This is a genomic window from Mesorhizobium sp. YM1C-6-2 (assembly GCF_003666685.1).
Classification (GTDB): Bacteria; Pseudomonadota; Alphaproteobacteria; order Rhizobiales; family Rhizobiaceae; genus Mesorhizobium_K.
Genome location: NZ_RCIZ01000004.1, coordinates 1 through 21,321 on the forward strand (window position 1 = coordinate 1; position 21,321 = coordinate 21,321).

The window sequence follows — 21,321 nt, forward strand, 5'->3', positions numbered from 1 at the left end:
GTGTGCCCGGCCGAAAGCGGCGACAGCCACCGGACGGGGGCGGAGGCCCAAAGCCTTCCGTCGCCTGACGCCAGGGGTCAGGCTGGGTCGACAAGACCACCCACATTAAAACTAGACTGGTGGTCACGACCCTCCCGTCTTCCCGACTTTCTTTCAACGGCCAGATCGGAAACGAGGCGTGGCAACGGCGGAGCTTGGCCTGTTCCTCGCCCCCGCGGAGCGGGGGAGAGGTGGATCGGCCCGCAGGGCCGAGACGGAGAGGGGGAACTATGAAGCGCGAGACGCAAGAACCGCCGGAGCACTGCCTCAGCCGACCCCACCCGGCTCGCCCTCGCCATGCTCGGGCTCGTCGACCTCCCCTCAAGGGGGAGGTGGGCACGCGCGCTCGATCCCGAACGCGGCGGTTGTTGCCTGCGGCGATGGCGCGCTATAGCAACCGCGGACACAATCCGGGAAACGAACAGTGGCGCAAATCCTGAAGACCGGCGAGGCGATGGAACGCGCTCTGGCGCTGCTCGAAGCCGGCGAAGTCGTCGCGATCCCGACCGAGACCGTTTACGGCCTTGCCGGCGACGCCACCAACGGCGAGGCCGTCGCGCGCATATTCGAGGCAAAGGGCCGGCCGCGCTTCAATCCGCTGATCGCGCATGTCTCCGGCCTCGCCATGGCGGCCGGGATCGCCGAGTTCGACAGGCTGTCGGAAAAGCTCGCCAATGCCTTCTGGCCCGGCCCGCTGACGCTCGTCCTGCCGCTCGCCGGGAGTGCGCGCATCCACCCGCTGGTCACCGCCGGCCTCGACACGATCGCGCTGCGCATGCCCCAGGGCTTCGGCGCCGAACTCATCGCCCGCTTCGGTCGCCCGCTCGCCGCGCCGAGCGCCAATTCGTCGGGACGCATCACCTCGACCACGGCCGAAGCCGTCGAGGCCGATCTCGGCGGGAAGATAAAGCTGATCGTCGATGGCGGCGCCACGCAGGTCGGACTGGAATCGACCATCGTCAAGGTGGAGGAGGGGACGCTCCGGCTGCTGCGTCCGGGCGGCATCGCCGCGGAAGTCATCGAAGCGGCCGCCGGGCGACCGCTGGTCCGGGGAGCGGCTGGGATCCAGGCGCCGGGCATGCTCGCCTCCCACTATGCGCCGTGCGCGGCCGTGCGCGTCGGCGCGACCGATGTCCTGCCTGGCGAGGCGCTGCTCGCTTTCGGAAGCGATCGCATAAAGGGAGCCGAGCGGGCGGTCGCCACGCTCAACCTGTCGCCCACCGGCGATCTGCGCGAAGCCGCCGCCAATCTCTTCTCCCATATGCAGGCGCTCGACCGCAGTGGCGCGAAAACCATCGCCGTCGAGCCGATCCCGCCTTCCGGCCTCGGCGAGGCGATCAACGATCGGCTTTCCCGTGCGGCCGCGCCGCGCGACGTTTCCTGGGACAATCCATGACCTCGATCGACCCCGCTCTGCTCGACCGTTTCGCGGCCATCGTCGGCGAGGCCCATGCGCTGCGCGCCGAGGCCGATACATCGCCCTATGGACAAGAGCCGCGTGGACTCTGGACCGGCCGCACGCCGCTGGTGCTGAAACCCGGCAGCGTCGACGAGGTGAGCCGCATTCTGGCGCTCGCCACCGAGACGAGGACGCCGGTCGTGCCGCAGGGCGGCAATACCGGCCTCGTCGGCGGGCAGGTGCCGCATGCCGCCGCCAACGAGATCGTCGTGTCGCTCTCCCGGCTGAATCGCGTCCGCGAGATCGATCCGCTCTCCAACACCGTCACCGTCGAGGCAGGCGTCGTGCTCGAGGCGCTCCACCGCGCAATCGACGCGGCTGACCGCATGTTCCCGCTCTCGCTGGCGTCGCAAGGGTCCTGCCAGATCGGCGGCAACCTCTCCTCCAACGCCGGCGGCACGGCGGTGCTCGCCTACGGCAACACGCGCGAGCTCTGCCTCGGCGTCGAGGTCGTGCTGCCGACCGGCGAGGTGTTCGATGATTTGCGCAAGTTGAAGAAGGACAACACCGGCTACGACCTGAAGAACCTCTTCGTCGGCGCCGAGGGCACGCTGGGCATCATCACGGCTGCGGTGCTGAAGATTTTTCCCAAGCCCAGGGGCCGAGAGGTCGGCTGGGCCGGTGTGGCCTCGCCGGAGGCGGCGCTGGCGTTGTTCGGGGTCGCTACCGAGCTTGCCGGCAGCAACCTCACCGGCTTCGAGCTGATCGGCAAGACGCCGCTCGATTTCTCGCTTCGCTTCACCGACAATGCCGTGCCGCCGCTGTCAGGCGAGTGGCCGTGGCATGTGCTCATTGAGATATCGTCCGGCCGCTCGCCGGAGGACGCGCGCAGCCTGATCGAAACCATCCTGACGGAAGGCATAGAGAAGGGGTTCGCCGGCGACGCCGCGATCGCCGAAAGCCTCGCCCATGCCAACGCCTTCTGGGCGCTGCGCGAGAATATCTCCGAAGCGCAGAAGCCCGAGGGCGCCTCGATCAAGCACGACATCTCGGTCCCGGTCGCGTCCGTGCCGGAGTTCATCGCCCGCGCGGCGGTCGCGGTGGAGGCGGTCAGCCCGGGCGCGCGTGTCGTCTGCTTCGGCCACATGGGCGACGGCAATCTGCACTACAACATCTCGCAGCCGGTCGGCGCCGACCCGAAAGCCTTCCTCGATCTCTATCGGCCGATGAACAAGGCGGTGCACGACATCGTGCGCGATCTCAACGGCTCGATCTCGGCCGAGCATGGCATCGGCCAACTGAAGCGCGACGAGCTTCTCGCCACAGCGCCCGCGGTCGGCATCGACCTGATGCGCCGCGTCAAGGCGGCCTTCGATCCGGCCGGCATCATGAACCCTGGAAAGGTGCTGTAAACGAAGCCTGACGGTTCGTTACAGCAGGTCGGATTCCGATAACCATCCCCGAGATCAGCAAAATTTAACCGACTTTTTTAAGCCGGCGGGTAGGGGTCCGCGGCTACTGTCTCCCCATAAAGCGAGGCCGGAAAACCGGTCCGTGAGAGACCGGAAAACCGGCTCTCAGGAGAGACAGGAAGGCACCAATATGAGCACCGGACTGATGCCAGTCTGGGCGGGCCGCAACATGCGGCTCGACCCGTTCCGTCTGCCCCAGGTCGTCAGCTACGCGACGCGTGACGACTTCGGCGACGTGACCTTCACCATCGACCAGCGGGGCGCCATCGTTAAGCGCATCCTGCAGATGAGCGGCCTGCCCGCCACCGTCGTGCTGCCGGCGAACGCCTTCCGCGGCGTCGCCGCGCGCGCCATGGAGGATTCCGACGGCACCGTCACGGTGACGCTCGAACTGCTCCACAACGATCCGATGCTGTCGGTGCCGCTTCTTGTGGCAGACAATCTCGAGGACGTCGCCGCCGACTGGCGCGCCTGGGCCGACGCCTACCGGCTGCCGATGCTCCTCATCGAGGCCGACGGCGTCGCCCGCACGCTCGAGGAATCGCTCGGCGCCGCCATCAAGGCGCTGCCGCCCCAGGACCGCCGCAAGCGCCGCGTCACGCCGCAGCGCCGCCCGCGCTTCCTGATGCGCCGCAAGACAGGCAATCTCGGCCTGCGCCTCGTCATATCAGGCGAAGAGATCATCGCGCCGGAGTGAACGCCTTTCCCTCCCCCTTGAGGGGAGGGTGGCCAGCCGCAGGCTGGCCGGGGGGCCGTGCGGCAGCGCGCCGGCCTACTTTTCGACTTCGGAGGCTACAGCAGCGGCTTCAGCGCCACCCACGCGCCGCCGGCAACGAGGCCGAGGAAGATCAGCCAGCCGACGGTGTTGTTCGACCTGAACAGCTTGAGGCACTGGTCGGGGTCTTCTATGTCGAGCACGAAGATCTGGCGCGCCATGTGCGCGCCGGCGGCGAGCAGGCCGGCCATCGCCACCACCGGCACCTGCGCGGCGGAGAAGGCGCTCGCCATCAGGATCAGCGCGCCGCCATAAAGCCCGATCAGCCAGGACTTCGTCGAATCGCCGAACAGCCGCGCGGTGGACTTCACCCCGACCAGCGCGTCGTCCTCCTTGTCCTGGTGGGCGTAGATCGTGTCGTAGCCGATCACCCAGAACACCGAGCCCAGATAAAGCAGGACGGCCGGCCGGCCCAGATCGGTGAATTCGGCCGCCCAGCCCATCAGCGCGCCCCACGAGAAGGCGAGGCCGAGCACCAGCTGCGGCCAGTTGGTGAAGCGCTTCATGAACGGATAGACCGCGACCACGATCAGCGAGGCGATGCCGAGGCCGATCGCAAAGCTGTTGAACTGGACGAGCACCGCGAGCCCGACCAGCGCCTGCAGCACGAGGAAGGTCCAGGCCTGGCGCTTGTTCACCTTGCCGGAGGGCAGCGGCCGCGAGCGGGTGCGCTCGACCTTTTCGTCTATGCCGACGTCGACGATATCGTTGTAGGTGCAACCGGCGCCGCGCATCGCCACCGCGCCCAGAAAGAAAAGCACCAGGTGCCAGGGCGACGGCATCAGCGAGGCGAAGCTGTCGGTCGGCCGCGCATAGGCGCTGGCGGCGAGGGCCGCCGACCACCAGCACGGCCACAAAAGAAGCTGCCAGCCGATCGGGCGGTCCCAGCGGGCGAGCTGCGCATAGGGCCATAGCCCGCGCGGCAACGCGCGGTAGACCCAATGCCCGCTCGGTGCGTCGGCGACGCGGCCCTGCGCCGCCTTCGTCTGAACCTGTTCCATTGACGTGGAGTGGCAGCCGGGCCGCCGGGCGTCAAGGGATTGCCGTGGGCAAACCGAAGCAATGCTTGACCCGCCGGGCTGACCGCCATACCGGAAACCGACGGCTTTCAGAGGCAGGTGCTTGCGGCATGAACGTTCTTCTCATCGGCTCCGGCGGACGCGAGCATGCGCTGGCCTGGAAACTTGCGGCCTCGCCGATGCTGACGAAGCTCTACGCCGCTCCCGGCAATCCGGGCATCGCACGCGAGGCGGAGCTGGTCGCGCTCGACGTCGGTGACCATGGGGCGATTGCTTCCTTCTGCCGCGAGAAATCGATCGATCTCGTCGTGGTCGGACCCGAGGCTCCGCTGGTCGTGGGTCTCGCCGACGATCTCCGCGCAGCCGGCATAAAGGTGTTCGGCCCCTCGAAGGCCGCCGCTCAGCTTGAGGGCTCCAAGGGCTTTACCAAGGATCTCTGCGCGCGCCAGAATATACCGACCGGCGCCTATGGTCGGTTCACCGCCGCCGAGGCGGCGAAGGCCTATGTCCGCGACCAGGGCGCGCCGATCGTCATCAAGGCGGACGGGCTCGCCGCCGGCAAGGGCGTGACGGTGGCGATGACGGAGGCCGAGGCGCTTGCCGCGATCGACGACTGTTTTGGCGGCTCTTTCGGCAGTGCCGGCGCCGAGGTCGTGGTGGAGGAATTCCTTGATGGCGAGGAGGCTAGCTTCTTCTGCCTCTGCGACGGCACCACCGCCTTGCCCTTCGGCACGGCGCAGGACCACAAGCGCGTCGGCGACGGCGACACCGGCCCGAACACCGGCGGCATGGGCGCCTATTCTCCGGCGCCGGTGATGACGCCGGAGATGATCGAGCGCACGATGAAGGAGATCGTCGAGCCGACCATGCTGGGCATGGCCGAGATCGGCGCGCCTTTCTCGGGCGTGCTCTTTGCCGGGCTGATGATCACGCCGGGCGGCCCGAAACTCATCGAGTACAATGTTCGTTTCGGCGATCCCGAATGCCAGGTGCTGATGATGCGGCTGAAGGACGATCTGCTCGTTCTGCTCGAAGCCGCTGCCGACGGCCAGCTTGCGCATATGTCCGCGCGCTGGCGCGACGACGCGGCGCTGACGGTGGTGATGGCGGCGAAAGGCTATCCGGCCACCCCGCAGAAGGGCTCCGTCATTCGCGGCCTCGATACGGCCGCTCGAGACGGCGTCGAGATCTTCCATGCCGGCACGGCCGAGCGGGACGGGGAAATCGTCGCCAATGGCGGCCGCGTGCTCAATGTCACCGCAGCCGCTGCGACGGTCGGCGCAGCGCAGCGTCTCGCCTATGAGACAGTCGATCGCATCGACTGGCCGGAAGGCTTCTGCCGCCGCGACATCGGCTGGCGGGCGGTCGAGCGCGAGAAGGCCTAGAAAGCGATTTCCGGAAAAGCGGGAGCCGGTCTTCCGTCAGGAATTGCCTGAACGGCGAAGCCTTACGGAGCCGTCTGGTCGCCGCCGTCCAGCTTCCTCAGTAGGAAGACCGGCAGGTCCCTGCGCGAGAACTGGGAAGCCGGCACGATCGGGCGGGGATCGTCCTTTGCCGCTGTCGAGATGTTGGGCTCCTCGCGAGCGCCCGGCAGGCCGATCTGCCTCGCCTTCTCGGCGACCCTGACATAGTTGGCGAACTGCACCGGGACGGTTTCCGCTGGCCTCTCGACGCCGGCCTCGCTCCGTGGCGCCGGCGTGGGCACCACGGACTGGACGTCCTTTGCGTCCTCGACGGCGACGAAGCGCACCGTCACGTCGCCACCCTTGAGCGCGGTGCGGCGCCAGATCGGCAGCGGCACCTTTTCCGCGTTGGCCAGCGCATCGAAGGCCTTGAAGGCGGCCGTTTCGACGACCGCGTTTTCGGCCGGAGCGAACGCCGTCTCCCGCACCGGGCTTTGCGCTTTCGCTGCCGCCAGCAAAGCTGGGACCGGCAGTTCGTCGCCTTCCTCGACCGTCGCGTATTCGAGGGTCACGTCGCCGCCCTCGAGCGCCTCTCGCCGCGAGATCGGCAGCGGAACGCTTTCGCCCGCCGCCACCGCCTCGTCCTTGGTGTCGACCAACTCGCCGAACGGCCATTGGGTGCGTAGTTCGTCGGCGCTCATCGAGGCGACGTTGACGTCGATATCGAGCGGCGTTCCCGGAACGCGGTAGGGACAGGAACGCGCGTCGCAATTCGTCCCGGCCGCGAACTGCCAGAGCGTATAGGTCTGCCAGTTGCCCTTCGGGAAATGAAGCCCGATCGCCGGCTTGTAGCGCGCATACCAGAGCGGCAGCCGCGACAGCAGCGGGTACCGGTCGCGGTTCTCGGCGATGTACAGTGCCGTGCTGCCGTTGGTGTAGAGCACCGGCCAGCGGCCGAGCCGCGTGTGGATATGCCGCGCGAACGTCTCGGCATCCCGCAGCGACATCCACTTCTTCGAATCGTTGTCCTCGATATCCAGCGCGATCAGGTCGTCGGGCGCCGGCTCGGCGAAATCGATGAAATTGTTGGCCTGGTCGATCGGGTTGCCCGGCCGCCCGAGATGATAGGCGCCCCATTTGAGACCGAGCGCCTTGGCGACGGTCCGGCGCGTGTGGAAGAGTTCGCGCGCCACGGCGTGGCGTTTCCACAACGCCTTGCAGAGCCGCACCTCGGTCTCGTTGCCCTTGCATTCATAGGGAGGCGAGACGCCGTCCGAACCCTTGTTGATGAAGCCTACGACCCGCTTGTGGCCGGCCAGCTTCTGCCAGTCGATCGGATTGTACTCATAGGCGTCGACGACCAGTGCGCGGTCGTTGCGCTTCCACGGCTCCGAGAAGTCGGAGGCCTTGCCGCCAGTTGCCCCGAGGAGGAGGGCGCCAAGAACGGCCAGGCCGATGCGGGCAAAACGGTCTATCGACTGGAGCAATATTCCGGCATTCCCCTGTTGCTGACCGGCCTACTCTCGACAACTCTCTGCCAGGAGAGGCTTCAGCCTACATGTGACAATATCCCGCCGGCGCGGAGATTATCGCCTGCGTCGCGGGTCGGGATCAAGCATAAAAGGCGCCACGGTTAATGCTCTTCCGAGCCGCTGCGGCGGCAATGTAGGAGTAGGCATTTAGATGAACACGGGGATTCCGCATCCGGACCATGGGCCGGAACGTTCACACCGTAGGTAGGTGGCACTCCATGCAACTGCGGGTCCGACCCTGCGAGCGTGCAAATTCTCCCTGGATATCGAACGGAAAGTGCGAGCGACGTCCAGACGAATCCGATGCTGGAACAAGAAGTTAGGACGACGGGACGCGATTTCGGTTTATCTTTGCCGCCTTAGGTCCGGGAACTCGAAGTCCGCGAGCAGCCGTGCAATTCGCGACGTGGAATCTTTGACGTTTACGTAAAAAGTCGGTAGTCGCGCGCCCGGATCGGAGCTAGGCTCCGGGCTCCGCAGCTCGCCTGGAGGAACCATGTACCGCACGCCCGTCGAAGAGATCGCGTTCACGCTCAAGGAGGTCGCCGGCCTGCGGTCGGCAGTCGACACTGGCCGGTTCGCCGACCTCTCGCTCGATCTCGTCGATGCGATTCTTGCCGAAGCTGGCCGATTCGCCACGGACGAGGTGGCGCCGCTCTACAAGGCGGGCGACGAGCACGGCGTCGCGCTCGCAGGCGCCGAAGTCACCACCCCGCCGGGATGGAAAGACCTCTATCGCCGCTGGACCGAAGGCGGCTGGAATTCGCTGACCGGTCCGGAAGACTTCGGCGGGCAGGGTCTGCCCACCATGCTCTCCGTCGCCACGCTCGAGATGTGGAACTCCGCTGCGCTCGCCTTCGCGCTATGCCCGACGCTGACCATGGGCGCGGTCGAGGCGCTTCACAAGCATGCTGCCGACGAACTGAAGACGACCTATCTGGCAAAGCTCGTATCGGGCGAATGGACCGGCACGATGAACCTCACTGAGCCGCAGGCGGGCTCCGACCTCGCCGCGCTGCGCACCCGCGCCGAGCGCGCGCCGGACGGCACCTACCGCATCTCGGGACAGAAGATCTTCATCACCTATGGCGAGCACGATTTCGCCGGCAACATCGTGCATCTCGTGCTGGCGCGGCTGCCCGACGCTCCCGCCGGCACGCGCGGCATCTCGCTCTTCCTGGTGCCGAAATTCCTGGTCAACGATGACGGCTCGCTCGGCCGCCGCAACGACCTCTTCTGCTCCTCGCTCGAGGAGAAGCTCGGCATCCATGGTTCGCCGACCTGCACCATGATCTATGGCGACGGCTTCGTCGCCGGCGAGGAGAAGGGCGCGGTCGGCTGGCTGATCGGCGAGGAGAACAAGGGCCTCGCCTGCATGTTCACCATGATGAACAATGCCCGCCTCGCCATCGGCCTCGAAGGGGTCGGCGTCGCTGAAGCCGCCTTCCAGAAGGCACTCGCCTTCGCCAACGAGCGCCGGCAGGGCAAGGCGTCAGGCTGGTCAGGCGACGGCATGGCGCCGATCGTGCACCATCCCGACGTCCAGCGCATGCTCTTGACCATGCAGGCGCTCACCCGCATCGCCCGCTCGATCAGCTATTCCTGCGCCCACGCCATCGACATGGCGCGCGTGTCGGAAGGCAGCGAGAAGACGCATTGGCAGGAACGCGCCAATCTGCTGACGCCCGTCGCCAAGGCTTTCTCCACCGATATCGGCAGCGAGGTGGCGTCGCTCGGCATCCAGGTCCATGGCGGCATGGGCTATATCGAGGAGACGGGTGCCGCCGCCCTTTACCGCGATGCCCGCATCGCCTCGATCTACGAAGGCACCAACGGCATCCAGGCGATCGACCTCGTCACCCGCAAGCTGCCCCAGTCGGGCGGCGACCATGTCTTCGGCTATATCGGCGAGCTCGATGAGATCGCCAATGCGGTCGCCGCCACGAACCATGCCGACTATGGCCGCACCGCGCTCAATCTGGAGCAGGCGCTGGACGATCTTCAGCAGGCCACGCGTTACCTGCAGAGGCAGCTCGGCGATGGCAGGACCGACGATGCGCTGGCCGGCGCGACGCCCTATCTCAGGCTTTTCGCGCTCGCCGCCGGCGGCGCCCATCTGGCGCGTGCGGCGCTCGCCGATGGCGACGCCGGGCGCATCGCGCTCTGCCGTTTCTTCGCCGAGAACCTGCTCTCCGAGACGTCTGCGCTGAAGGAGTGCGTCACCGGCGGCGCGGCCAGCCTGGCCGTCGCGGGCAGGGGGCTGGTGCTGGCATGAGGTTCCAGCAGTCGGGGATACTTCGCCCATGAGCGACCATATTCTCGTCGAGCGCCATGGCGCGGTTCAGGTGATCCGCATGAACCGGCCCGACAAGAAGAATGCGCTCACCCGCGCCATGTACCGGCGCATGTCGCAGGCGCTCGCCGAGGGCGATGCCGATCCTGCGATCCGCGTGCATGTCTTCCTCGGGGTATCAGGCGCCTTCTCGGCCGGCAACGATCTCAACGATTTCATGGCCGTCGCCACCGGCGGCGAAGGCGGGCTGGAAGCGTGGAACTTCATTCTGACGCTCGCCCGCGCGCAGAAGCCGGTCGTCTCCGGCGTCGACGGCATCGCGGTCGGCATCGGCATGACGCTGAACCTGCATTGCGACCTGACCTTCGCGACGCCGCGCACGCTGTTCCGCACGCCTTTCGTCGACCTCGGCCTTGTTCCAGAAGCCGGCTCCAGCCTGATCCTGCCCACCACGCTCGGTCGTCAGCAGGCCTTTGCCCTTCTCGCCCTCGGCGAAGGCTTTTCCGCCGAGCGCGCGAAAGAGGCCGGCCTGATCTACGCCGTCGTCGAGGAAGAAAAGCTTGAGCCGGCCGTGATGGAAGCCGCGGGCCAAATCGCCGCGAAGCCGCCGGAGGCCCTGAGGATCTCCCGCGACCTGATGCTCGGGAACCGCGAGCAGCTCCTTGCCCGCATGCACGAGGAGACCGACCTTTTCCAGGAACGTCTGAAATCCGACGAGGCCCGGGCGGCCTTCGTCGCCTTCATGTCCAGGAAGAAGGCGTAGCACCGCGGTAATGTTGTCTTGGACGGTGCTACGGTGTGGCCTGCTTGTTACCTCAAGCCGATCGTTCAAGCAGACATCGTAGGTGACAATGCTCAAAGGGGGGCGTGGTCACGCCTCATTCGCCGTGCCCCAAACCTCTTGACTTTGACATCGAGCAGGACTGAAATCCAATTAGTACTGATTTGAGGCAAGTATTGCCCGGTACGATTCAATCAGACCGGTCATCCCATTTCGCATCCGGCAAGCCGGTCGCAATCGGGAGACGCCTTCATGCAGAAGATTCAGCGTCGAGAATTCATCACAAAGGGCAGTGCTGCCCTTACGGGCCTTGCGGCCTTCTTCGCCGCCCGACACGCCTATGCCTTTCCAAGCCGCTCCGGTGAGGAAGTCGTCAAGTGGCTCGATCAACTGCCCCCGAACCCGGTTCCGGAGATCATCAAAAACCAGCTTGTCTGGGAGGACCTCGATTCCTGGGTGACGCCCAACGACAAGTTCTTCTCAATCGCCCATTTCAACCGACCGGTCATTGATGCAAGCACCTGGAAGCTCGAAATCGACGGCCTTGTCAAAAAGCCGACTGCGCTGACGCTCGCCGATATCACGTCTCGGCCACGCCAGGAGGCCACGTTCACAGTCGAATGTTCGGGCAATACGGGTCTCCCGTTTTTCAATGGGGGCATTGGCAATGCGCGCTGGGCGGGCACGCCGCTCGCTCCGATCCTGGAGGAGGTCGGGGTCCTCGACAGCGGCATCGAGGTCGTCTTCTGGGGCGCCGACGAGGGCGAGGTCAAAAAAGCCGACGACGTCAAGTTCAAGCAGAATTTCGCGCGCAGCATGTCACTCGCCGAAGCCATGGATCCAAAAAACATCCTTTGCTACGAGATGAACGGAACTCCCCTGCCGCCCGACAATGGCTTCCCGCTCCGGCTGATAGCGCCGGGCTGGTACGGGATCGCGAATGCGAAATGGCTCAAGCGCATCGAGGTGCGCGATCAGCGCTTCGAGAACCTGTTCATGGGACGCGACTACGTTACGCTTCGCGAGGAAGATCACAACGGCGAGACTGTGTGGGTGGAAACCTCCGTCGGACGGGCGCGGCTCAAATCTGCGCCGGCCCGGGTTACTCGCATCGGCAACGATTACCGGATCGTGGGAGCCGCATGGGGCGCGCCGATCGACCGGGTCGAGGTGAAGATCGACGATGGGCCGTGGATGTCAGCGACCCTCGACGAAGCCGACAAGGCGGAGTTTGCCTGGCAGATGTGGTCGATCGAGTGGCCCCATCCTGCCGTCGGGGAGCACACTGTCACCTCACGCGCGATCGATACGAACGGCAACGTTCAGCCGGCGATGACCGATCCGTGGATCGCCAAAAAACACACCTACTGGGAAAGCAACGGACAGGTCACCCGCCGCATTCATATCGCTTGACGGCCCAGCGGCCCGTAGCGGATCCGTGGTTGAGGGCTAGCAGCGCGGGCAGCGTGGCCGCTCCTTCGGCTGATTGCACCCCACTTGGCCCTTCGGGTAACGTCGGCTTCTTGGTGTGTCCGTCCGAAGCCGCCTCAGGCCCTGAGGATCTCGCGCGACCTGATGCTCGGGAACCGCTCCTTGCCCGCATGCATGAGGAGACCGACCTTTTCCAGGAACGGCTGAAATCCGACGAGGCCCGCGCGGCATTCGTCGCCTTCATGTCCAGGAAGAAGGGCTGATCGTGTCTGTGCCGCCGCCGACGCCTGCCCGCGGCGGCACGCTTGCGCTCTATTTCGCCGCGAGGAAGTCCGCGACCTCGAGCAGGATGAACTCGTTGTCGGCCGCGGTTCCGATCCGGCGTCCGCCTGAGAAGGGCAAGTTGTTGTCGTTGGCGACCATGATGTGGGTGTCGTCCACGCGCATCACGTCCTCGATGGTGAAGAACGGGAAGGTGAACTTGCCCGTCAAATCGCGGTCTGCCTGCGTCTCGACGATCGCCTTGTTGTCGGGGTCCTGGATGTCCATCAGGTTGATCGAGCCGATCCGCTTGATGTAGCCCTCGTCGTTGATGCTGGCCGTGTCGACCAGGACGATATTCTTCACCTTGGCCGGCTGCGCATAGCAGGCGGCCTTGTCTTCGGTCTTGCATTCCAGGCTGGGATCGCCCTCGCCATTGTCGCGCTCGATCACCAGCGCCCGCGTCTCGTCGATGAAGTTGAAGTCGCCGATCGCGGCCGCACCCTCGGCCAGCCTGAAGCGGTAGCTGTTGCCGGTCCAGTCGCCCTTCCCGGTGTCGAAGGTGATGACGCGAAGGAACGCGCCTTCCGGCTTGCCGTCCTCGCCAAGCAGCGGCTTTTCCAGCATGCCCCACAGCAGGTTGGTACCCGGCTGCAGCGCCATGCCCTCGTAGCCGCCCGACCGCTGGACCTGGAAGTCCTTGCCTCCTGCGGCGGGCACGGTCACTCCGGGCGCGTCGGGGCCGCGCAGCGGCTTGCCGTCCAGCATCGTCTGGTGCACGGCCAGCACGCGTCCGTCGAGGCTGGCGCGGATGATATGAGGCCCGAACTCCTCGCCGATCCAGACCTCGTCGCCAAGCACCTGGATGCTCTCGGGGTCGAAGTCGGCGCCGGTCAGGTAGCGGCTGTCGGTGCCCTCGTAGGCGATGCGGAACGGTACGATCCGGTCGGGGTCGCGCAGGAACACGGTTTCAAGCAGATCGACCTTGCCGGTCGCCATGTCGGGCTTCATCCGGTGGAAGAACAGCAGCGCGTCCTGGCTGTTCGCCTTGGCGCCGAAGCCGTTGTCGGTCAGCGTGTATATGCTGCCGTCGGCTGCGCGGTTCATGGCGAAGCCCGACATGCCCTGCACCGGCTGGCCGATGAAAGGCAGCGAGATGCCGGTCGCGTGGCTGCCATAGGCGGCGCCGACGTCGCCCATGACCGTCATCGGGCGGTCGTTGCGGGTCGGTCCGGTGAATTTGCCCGATATCCAGGCATCGCGAGGCGCATCGGCGGGCGGCGCGACCAGCGTGAAGGCGGGCAGCAGCGCATGCCCTGCGAGCGTCGCCGGAAACACCTGTTCTGCCTTGGCCGGAACGGCCAGGGCGCACAGCGCCGCGGACACGAGGAGGGGTCTGATCATCGGAAGGGTTCTTTCGGTTGTTGAGAACCCGTTCCGACTAGCCACGCCGCGTTACAGCAAGCCGACAGCACGATGACGGTTTGACGACGCTCGGGCGCGGGGCGTTCGGCTACGGATAGAGCCGCGTCTTCTCCAAGCCGCCGTCGCCCGTCCTCGTGAACACCACCCGGTCGTGCAGTATGAACGGTAGGTCGCTGAATACACGGCGAAATATGCGATCGGCGAGATACCCCGGCGCAAGCACTGGTCGGGATTTCGCCTCGTGCCACGTGTCGTGAATACTCGTCGGCTTCGAGCAATCACCCATAGAGATATCTACGGAGCTTCGGGAACTCGTTAATGACTTCCATCATCAGGTGTTCGGCCGCATCGTCAATTGATTGACTTCGCGTCTGACGGAAACTGAATATCAGACCTGTCAGTGGTTGTCTGATAGACCATCTGCGCTGCAACCGGAAAATCCCGCCCATCGTGTCATCCAAAATGGGTAGGTCGGTGACCATCCCCTCAAAATGACCTAGACGAAGCCCTCCAATCCACAACTGTTGACCCGGATTGAGGATCGCAAACGTGGCAAGCTTGATAGCAGAAGTGTCGGTATAGTCCGCCCAGTCCCATTGGTATCCAAAATCGCTGCCGCCGAAATAGGAGGCGGGATTCGGATGCTGCTGTAGTCCCCACGCCATGATTTCCGGCTGGATCAAACGCAGGTATGCGTCCCTGCACGCTCGGGAGGGCGTATGTTTTTGCTGACTTGTCCGCATTGCGCTGGAAGCGCTCATGCATCCCCCGTGATAAAAAATAGTCTCGCGGTTGGCTCGGCTACGGATAGAGCCGCGTCTTTTCCCAGCCGCCGTCGCCCGTCCGTGTGAACACCACCCGGTCGTGCAGCCGGAACGGCCGGTCGTGCCAGAACTCAATATGCTCAGGCACGAGCCTGAAGCCCGACCAGTGCTTCGGCCGGGGTATCTCGCCGATCGCATATTTCGCCGTGTACTCCGCCACCGCCTTCTCCAGCGCGAAGCGGCTTTCCAGCGGCCGCGACTGCTTCGAGGCCCAGGCGCCGATGCGGCTGCCGCGCGGCCGCGTCGCAAAATACTCGTCCGCCTCCGTGTAGCTCACCACCTCGACCGGTCCGCGCACCCTGACCTGCCGGCGCAGGCTCTTCCAGTGGAAGCACATGGCGGCCTTCATCGAGGACAGTATCTCGCGCCCCTTGGCGCTCTCGAAATTGGTGTAGAAGACGAAGCCCTGCTCGTCGAAACCCTTGAGCAGGACCATGCGCACGTCAGGCATGCCGTCTTCGTCGACAGTCGCCAGCGCCAGCCCGTTCGGATCGTTCGGCTCGCTCTTGGTGGCGTCCTGCAGCCATTCGGCAAACAGCCGGAATGGCTCGGCAGCCTCGGTAAAGTCATGACTCGTTAACTCTCGTTCGTTCATAATTTAACTTCCAGGCCAATTCGTTTGCGGGGAGAATGCCGATTGTTGCGCGCCGCGCAAGCTGATCAGCCGTCGATTTTCGGTGGTCCTGGCCTGCGCGCATGCTTTGTCGCGGGCCTCGTATGCGCTTGCGCATTTTTGTCCGCCTGCGGCTCCGGCGGCTTCAGCCTGGAGAAGGCCGAGGTCGACCGCACCTTCTACACCAGCAATGTCTCCGCGCCGCGCACGCCCGTCGAGGTGGAACGCCTTTCGGACGAGGCGACCATCCGCAATGCCGTCACCTCCGCCGACGTCGAGACGCTTGCCGGCGCGCCGCTGCCCTGGGCCAATGCCGAGACCGGCGCCCGCGGCCAGGTCACGGGCATTCTCGAAACCAAGGGCAAGGGCACGCTCTGCCGCAGCTTCAGCGCGAGCCGCGAAAGCTTCGACGGGATCGGCATGTACAGGGGCGAGGCCTGCATGGTCGCGTCCGGCGCCTGGCGCATGCAGCGCTTCGAGTCGCTCTGACGCGACTTCGATCCTGATTTCCGGCACTGGAATTTCTTCCTAGTCGAACGCATATATCAAGGCGACCGGACTCCCTATAGTCGTAACCAGAGATATGAAAATCGCGGGCAGAGACAATGCGCGATCCCTATGAAGTGCTGGGCGTTGCCAAGAACGCATCGGCAAAGGACATAAAGTCGGCCTACCGCAAGCTGGCCAAGAAGCACCATCCTGACCAGAATCCCGATGATTCGAAGGCCAAGGATCGCTTCGCCCAGGCCAATCAGGCCTATGAGATTCTCGGCGACGAGAAGCAGCGCGCCGCTTTCGACCGCGGCGAGATCGATGCCGAGGGCAAGCCGCGTTTCCAGGGCTTTGAGGGTTTTCATCCCGGCGGCGCCCCGGGCGGCGACCCCTTCGCCGGTTTTCGACGCCAGCAGGCCGGGCCAGGTGGTGGTCCGGGCGGCGCGCACTTCGAGTTCCGCAGCACGGGCGGCGACCCGTTCGGTGGCGGTGCCGGCGACATCTTTTCCGAACTGTTCGGCCAGGCGCACGCGCAGCGCGGCGGCCCTCGCCAGACGCCGCCCGGCCGCGACGTCAACGTGACGCTCGACATCACCGTCGAGGAGGCCGCCACCGCGCCGAAGGTCACCGCCATGTTCCCCGACGGCCGCAAGATCGCGGTCAAGCTGCCGGCCTATGTCGAGGACGGTCAGACGATCCGGCTCAAGGGGCAGGGCGAGCAGGGCCTCGGCCAGCCTGGCGACGCGCTGGTCAAGATCCGTCTCCGCCGCCACCCGCTCTATCGGGTGGAGGGCCGCGACCTCCACGTCGACCTGTCGGTGCCGCTAAAGGATGCCGTGCTCGGCGCCAAGCTTGCCGTCGAGACGCCGACCGGACGCGTCGCGGTCAACGTTCCGGCCTGGTCGAGCTCCGACAAGGTGCTGCGGCTGAAGGGCCGCGGCCTGCCGGAAAAGACCGGCGGTCACGGCAATCTCTACGCCCATGTCCGCGTCATGCTGCCCGAAGGCGGCGATCCGGAGCTGGAATCGCTGATGCGCCATCGCTGAGCCTTTCCCCACGAGGGGAGGGGCTGCGGCGGCCCGTCGGCCGAGGCGATCGCGGGAGGATGACGCCGGGGAAACGCCGAGCGCGGCCCCTGCCGGCCCGGCTTCTACCGGCTTGAAGGCTTCAAGTGCCTGTGCGATAGGCATCTCGCGCTGTATCGGACACGGAGAATCCCACATGACGGTTGGTCAGGGCCTGATGGCCGGCAAGAAAGGCCTGATCCTTGGCGTGGCCAACAATCGTTCGATCGCGTGGGGCATTTCCAGGGCGCTTTCCCAGCAGGGCGCTGAGATAGCGCTCACCTATCAGGGCGATGCGCTGAAGAAGCGCGTCGAGCCGCTCGCCGCCGAGATCGGCGCGTTGGTCGCCGGCCATTGCGACGTGACCGACATGGCCAGCATCGACGCCATCTTCGCCACGCTGGAGAAACAGTGGGGCAAGCTCGACTTCCTCGTCCACGCCATCGGCTTCTCCGACAAGGAAGAGCTCACCGGCCGCTATGTCGACACCAGCCACGGCAATTTCCTGCGCACCATGGACATCTCCGTCTATTCCTTCACGGCTGTCGCCCAGCGCGCCGAGAAGCTGATGACCGACGGCGGCTCGATGCTCACCATGACCTATTACGGCGCCGAGAAGGTGATGCCGAACTACAATGTCATGGGCGTCGCCAAGGCGGCGCTGGAAGCGTCGGTGAAATATCTCGCCGTCGACCTCGGCCCGAAGAAGATCCGCGTCAACGCGATCTCGGCCGGCCCCATCAAGACGCTGGCGGCGTCGGGCATCGATGACTTCCGCTACATTCTGAAGTGGAACGAGTACAACGCGCCGCTGCGCCGCACCGTCTCGATCGAGGAAGTCGGCGACGCCGGCCTCTATTTCCTCTCCGACCTGTCGCGCGGCGTCACCGGCGAGGTCCATCACGTCGATTCCGGCTATCACGTCGTCGGCATGAAGGCCGTCGATGCGCCCGACATCTCCACCGTCAAGGACTGAGCGCGCCCGCACGCCCGCAACGACAGGCCCGCGCATGCCTCCGCTCTGTTATTTCGTCAGGCACGGCCAGACCGGCTGGAACGCCGAGCTGCGGCTGCAGGGCCAGGCCGACACCGACATGACAGATCTCGGCCGCCGCCAGGCCGCGCGCAACGGACGCCGCCTCGCCGAGCTGGTCGACCGTCCCGAGGATTTCGACTTCGTCGCCAGCCCGCTGAAGCGCACCCGCGAGACGATGGAGCTGATCCGCGCCGGGATGGGCCTGCCGCCGCAAGGCTACCGCGTCGATGCCCGTCTGATGGAGGTGCATTTCGGCGACTGGCAGGGTTTCACCTACGCCGAACTCGAGAAAAGGGAGCCCGGCTCGACCGCGGCGCGTTTCGCCGACAAATGGGGTTTCGTCGCGCCCGGTTCTGCCGGCGAGAGCTACCAGATGCTGCTCGACCGCGTAAAACCATGGTTCGAAGCGCTGGAGAAGCCGACCATCTGCGTCACCCATGGCGGGGTGCTCCGCATCCTGTTCAGGCTGGTCGAGGATTTGCCGGTCGCCGACGTCGCCGCGATGGAGATCGTCCAGGATCGCGTGTTACGGCTTGAGGATTCCAGGCTGGAGTGGCTTTAGCGCCTGGCGCGGCCAGTGCTGTCTATTCCGACAGCTCCATGTCGGTGATCATGTTCTGGTCGCCGACCTTGTCGTAGGCGAGCAGGACCTGCATGCCTTCCTTGATCGCCTCGACATCGAACTCGCCGGGCAGCTTGTAGGATTTGCCGTTCTCGAGCGTGATGGTCAGATTGTCCCTGTCGACGGCCTGGACCTTGCCTTCCGCCTCGGCCGCGAAGGCGCCGGTGGAAACGATCGTCGAAAGCATCATAGCGGCCGCAAGGGCGCCGGTCAGGCTACGCATTTTGGACCTCTTCTTATTTTTGCTCAGCGCGGGCGAGCTGTTCCCGGCGCGAAGCAGAGCAGAAACACCCTGAATGTGTCAAAACTTTAGGCCGGTTTTGCACCGCCTTATTTTCCCGGGCCTTTTCGTCCGCCACGAGACAACAAGGCTAGCCGCCTCGCGTATCCGTTCGGTGACGTCGAATCTTTGAGCCGGCGATCGCGGGCAACGGGCTGCCGCGGCCCGTGCCCCTTAGTTTGACGGTCGCGGAAAAGGCCAATAGAAGGCAGCCGTTGCCGGCGCCCAATGGCTGTAGCGCCGGCCGGGGCCGCAGAGCATGTCTCACAATACCTTCGGGCACCTTTTCAGGGTTACGACCTGGGGCGAGAGCCACGGGCCGGCGCTCGGCTGCGTGGTCGACGGCTGCCCGCCCGGCATCCGCTTCACGCGCGACGACGTCCAGCAGGAGCTCGACCGCCGCCGTCCCGGCCAGTCCCGCTTCGTCACCCAGCGGCGCGAGCCCGACGAGGTGAAGATACTCTCAGGCGTGATCGAGGATGGCGATGCGCTGGTCACCACCGGCACGCCGATCTCCATGCTGATTGAGAATGTCGACCAGCGCTCCAAGGATTACGGCGACATCGCCCGGCAATATCGCCCCGGCCATGCCGACTACGCCTATGAGATGAAATACGGCCTTCGCGACCATCGCGGCGGCGGCCGTTCCTCGGCGCGCGAGACGGCTGCGCGTGTCGCCGCCGGCGCCATTGCGCGCAGGATCGTGCCCGGCATGGTGGTGCGCGGCGCGCTGGTCTCGATGGGCGAGAAGGAGATCGACCGCGCCAACTGGAACTGGAATTTCGTCGGCGATCCCGAAAACCCCTTCTTCACGCCCGACCCCGTCTCGGTGCCTGTTTTCGCCGACTACCTCGACGGTATACGCAAGGCGGGCTCCTCCGTCGGCGCGCTGATCGAGATCGTCGCCGAGGGCGTGCCGGCAGGGCTCGGCGCGCCGATCTACGCCAAGCTCGACCAGGACATCGCGTCGGGCCTGATGTCGATCAACGCGGTCAAGGGCGTCGAGATCGGCATCGGCTTCGAGGCGGCAAAAATCACCGGCGAACGAAACGCCGACGAGATGCGCATCGGCAATGACGGCAAGCCGGTGTTCCTCTCCAACAATGCCGGCGGAATCCTCGGCGGCATCTCTACCGGCCAGGACATCGTCGCGCGCTTCGCGGTGAAGCCGACCTCGTCCATCCTCACGCCGCGCCGCTCGATCGACCGTGACGGCAACGACGTCGACGTCATGACCAAGGGCCGCCACGATCCCTGCGTCGGCATCCGCGCCGTGCCGATCGGCGAGGCCATGGTTGCCTGCGCCATAGCCGATCATTATCTGCGGCACAGAGGACAAACTGGAAGGCAGTAAGTGAGTAGGGGAGTAGGTGAGTAGGGAAATGAAGAGGCGGACCCGCCTGTTGCCCTGTTCCCCTATTCCCTTACTCCCCTAATCCCCTGCGAGCGAAGCGAGCGCCATGTCCTACGACCAGAAAAAGATCGTCGAAGCCATCCGCGCCTTTGAGCGCGGCGAGATCGTCGTCGTCATGGACGATGACGGTCGCGAGAACGAGGGCGACCTGATCGTCGCCGCGGTCCACTGCACGCCGGAGAAGATGGCCTTCATCGTCCGCCACACTTCGGGCATCGTCTGCACGCCGATGACGCGCGAGGATGCGAGGAGGCTGAGCCTCACGCCGATGGTCGCCGACAATGATTCGGCGCACACGACGGCCTTCACGGTCAGCGTCGACTTCAAGCACGGCACCACCACCGGCATCTCCGCTGAGGACCGCACGCTGACGGTGCGCAATCTGGCCAACGGCAATGTCGGCGCTTCCGATTTCACGCGGCCCGGCCACATCTTCCCGCTGATCGCGCGCGAGGGCGGCGTGCTCATGCGCTCCGGCCACACCGAGGCGGCGGTCGATCTCTGCAAGCTGGCCAACCTGCCGCCTGTCGGCGTCATCTGCGAGCTGGTCAATGACGACGGCACCGTCATGCGCGGGCCGCAGGTCATGGATTTTGCCGAGAAGAACGGGCTGAAGCGGGTCTCCGTCGCCGATCTCATCGCCTACCGCCAGCGCCAGGAGACGCTGATCCAGCGCGTCGAATCCTTCGACATCGACACCTCCGGCGGCAAGGCGAGGGCCCATGCCTATACGCTGCCGTGGGACCCGATGCAGCACCTCGCGGTCGTCTTCGGCGACATACGCGACGGCGAGGAGGTCCCCGTCCGCCTGCATCCGGAAGAGGTCGTCCGCGACGTCTTCGGCGTCGACCACCGCCTCGACGGCATCATGAAGACGATGGGCGAGGCCAAGCGGGGCGTCATCGTCTACCTGCGCGAGGGTTCGGTCGGCGTCGGCCACCGCGACCGCAGCCGGCCGGGGCACGGCGCGGAAGGGCACGACGAGGCGCTTCGCCGCGAGCACGAATGGCGCGAGATCGGTCTCGGCGCGCAGATCCTCAAGGATCTCGGCATCTCCTCGATCCGCCTGCTCGCCTCCCGCGAGCGCCACTATATCGGCCTCGAAGGTTTCGGCATCAGGATCGCCGCCACCGAGATCATCTGATG

General features: G+C 65.6%; 18 protein-coding genes and 2 pseudogenes. 14 read left to right on the forward strand and 6 right to left on the reverse strand.

Translation table 11 applies throughout. From position 1 onward, the window contains the following. Positions 1-463 precede the first annotated feature (463 nt). From D8676_RS11845 to D8676_RS11855, 3 genes are all read left to right on the forward strand, one after another. Positions 464-1,435, forward strand: coding sequence for an L-threonylcarbamoyladenylate synthase (locus D8676_RS11845; protein ID WP_245426759.1), 972 nt, complete (start codon positions 464-466; stop codon positions 1,433-1,435). Next, complete coding sequence (locus tag D8676_RS11850; protein WP_121581109.1) at positions 1,432-2,850, forward strand: FAD-binding oxidoreductase; 1,419 nt, start codon at positions 1,432-1,434, stop codon at positions 2,848-2,850. The genes D8676_RS11845 and D8676_RS11850 overlap by 4 nt, the downstream gene beginning before the upstream one ends. 190 nt (positions 2,851-3,040) lie before the next feature. After that, positions 3,041-3,607, forward strand: a complete 567-nt coding sequence (locus tag D8676_RS11855) for a DUF6101 family protein (RefSeq protein ID WP_121581110.1) — start codon at positions 3,041-3,043, stop codon at positions 3,605-3,607. Between the two features lie 95 nt (positions 3,608-3,702). Here the strand turns inward: D8676_RS11855 and ubiA are convergent, their stop codons facing one another. Beyond that, complete coding sequence (gene ubiA / locus D8676_RS11860; protein ID WP_121581111.1) at positions 3,703-4,686, reverse strand: 4-hydroxybenzoate octaprenyltransferase; 984 nt, start codon at positions 4,684-4,686, stop codon at positions 3,703-3,705. A gap of 128 nt (positions 4,687-4,814) precedes the next feature. Here ubiA and purD point away from each other — a divergent pair, with 128 nt between their 5' ends. Continuing rightward, positions 4,815-6,089: a phosphoribosylamine--glycine ligase gene (gene purD, locus D8676_RS11865; protein WP_121581112.1), complete on the forward strand. Its 1,275-nt coding sequence runs from the start codon at positions 4,815-4,817 to the stop codon at positions 6,087-6,089. 566 nt (positions 6,090-6,655) lie between these two features. Here purD and D8676_RS27655 read toward each other — a convergent pair. Beyond that, positions 6,656-7,564, reverse strand: a pseudogene (locus D8676_RS27655) (GH25 family lysozyme); the annotation flags it as partial. Positions 7,565-8,135: 571 nt separating this feature from the next. On the opposite strand from D8676_RS27655, the gene D8676_RS11875 reads away from it, so the two are divergent. The 3 genes from D8676_RS11875 (at position 8,136) to D8676_RS11885 (ending at position 12,126) form a co-directional block, all read left to right on the forward strand. Continuing rightward, on the forward strand, positions 8,136-9,914 hold the full coding sequence (locus D8676_RS11875; protein ID WP_121581114.1) for an acyl-CoA dehydrogenase family protein: 1,779 nt from the start codon (positions 8,136-8,138) through the stop codon (positions 9,912-9,914). 28 nt (positions 9,915-9,942) lie between these two features. After that, positions 9,943-10,695, forward strand: coding sequence for a crotonase/enoyl-CoA hydratase family protein (locus D8676_RS11880; RefSeq protein ID WP_121581115.1), 753 nt, complete (start codon positions 9,943-9,945; stop codon positions 10,693-10,695). Positions 10,696-10,965: 270 nt separating this feature from the next. After that, entirely contained in the window at positions 10,966-12,126 is a 1,161-nt protein-coding gene (locus D8676_RS11885) for a sulfite oxidase (RefSeq protein WP_121581116.1), read from the forward strand. 330 nt (positions 12,127-12,456) lie between these two features. On the opposite strand, the gene D8676_RS11890 is transcribed toward D8676_RS11885, so the two are convergent. Further along, positions 12,457-13,809 carry an esterase-like activity of phytase family protein gene (locus D8676_RS11890; RefSeq protein ID WP_121581117.1) on the reverse strand — a complete coding sequence of 451 codons (1,353 nt, stop codon included), beginning with the start codon at positions 13,807-13,809 and terminating at the stop codon, positions 12,457-12,459. 181 nt (positions 13,810-13,990) lie between these two features. Here D8676_RS11890 and D8676_RS11895 point away from each other — a divergent pair. Beyond that, a pseudogene (locus tag D8676_RS11895) lies at positions 13,991-14,086 on the forward strand (pyridoxamine 5'-phosphate oxidase); the annotation flags it as partial. 22 nt (positions 14,087-14,108) lie between these two features. On the opposite strand, the gene D8676_RS27040 reads toward D8676_RS11895, so the two are convergent. Together D8676_RS27040 and pdxH are read right to left on the reverse strand one after the other, a co-directional pair. Beyond that, positions 14,109-14,591 (reverse strand): hypothetical protein, encoded by a 483-nt coding sequence (locus D8676_RS27040; RefSeq protein ID WP_147448190.1) that lies wholly within the window; start codon positions 14,589-14,591, stop codon positions 14,109-14,111. A 40-nt stretch (positions 14,592-14,631) separates the two neighbouring features. After that, positions 14,632-15,249: a pyridoxamine 5'-phosphate oxidase gene (gene pdxH, locus D8676_RS11900; RefSeq protein WP_121581118.1), complete on the reverse strand. Its 618-nt coding sequence runs from the start codon at positions 15,247-15,249 to the stop codon at positions 14,632-14,634. 42 nt (positions 15,250-15,291) lie between these two features. Between pdxH and D8676_RS11905 the strand changes: the two genes are divergently transcribed. The 4 genes from D8676_RS11905 (at position 15,292) to D8676_RS11920 (ending at position 18,421) form a co-directional block, all read left to right on the forward strand. After that, positions 15,292-15,756, forward strand: a complete 465-nt coding sequence (locus D8676_RS11905) for an RT0821/Lpp0805 family surface protein (RefSeq protein ID WP_245426760.1) — start codon at positions 15,292-15,294, stop codon at positions 15,754-15,756. Positions 15,757-15,872: 116 nt separating this feature from the next. Then, positions 15,873-16,805: a J domain-containing protein gene (locus D8676_RS11910; protein WP_121581120.1), complete on the forward strand. Its 933-nt coding sequence runs from the start codon at positions 15,873-15,875 to the stop codon at positions 16,803-16,805. 175 nt (positions 16,806-16,980) lie between these two features. Then, positions 16,981-17,799: an enoyl-ACP reductase FabI gene (gene fabI, locus D8676_RS11915; protein ID WP_121581121.1), complete on the forward strand. Its 819-nt coding sequence runs from the start codon at positions 16,981-16,983 to the stop codon at positions 17,797-17,799. Positions 17,800-17,833: 34 nt separating this feature from the next. Continuing rightward, positions 17,834-18,421, forward strand: a complete 588-nt coding sequence (locus tag D8676_RS11920; RefSeq protein ID WP_121581122.1) for a histidine phosphatase family protein — start codon at positions 17,834-17,836, stop codon at positions 18,419-18,421. A gap of 22 nt (positions 18,422-18,443) precedes the next feature. Here the strand turns inward: D8676_RS11920 and D8676_RS11925 are convergent, their stop codons facing one another. Then, the gene (locus D8676_RS11925; protein ID WP_121581123.1) at positions 18,444-18,704 is read right to left on the reverse strand and encodes a DUF1344 domain-containing protein; all 261 of its coding nucleotides are present in this window, start codon (positions 18,702-18,704) and stop codon (positions 18,444-18,446) included. Positions 18,705-19,020: 316 nt separating this feature from the next. Between D8676_RS11925 and aroC the strand changes: the two genes are divergently transcribed. Beyond that, positions 19,021-20,115, forward strand: coding sequence for a chorismate synthase (aroC, locus tag D8676_RS11930; RefSeq protein WP_121581124.1), 1,095 nt, complete (start codon positions 19,021-19,023; stop codon positions 20,113-20,115). 106 nt (positions 20,116-20,221) lie between these two features. Continuing rightward, positions 20,222-21,319 carry a 3,4-dihydroxy-2-butanone-4-phosphate synthase gene (gene ribB / locus D8676_RS11935; protein ID WP_121581125.1) on the forward strand — a complete coding sequence of 366 codons (1,098 nt, stop codon included), beginning with the start codon at positions 20,222-20,224 and terminating at the stop codon, positions 21,317-21,319. The last annotated feature ends 2 nt before the right edge of the window (positions 21,320-21,321 follow it).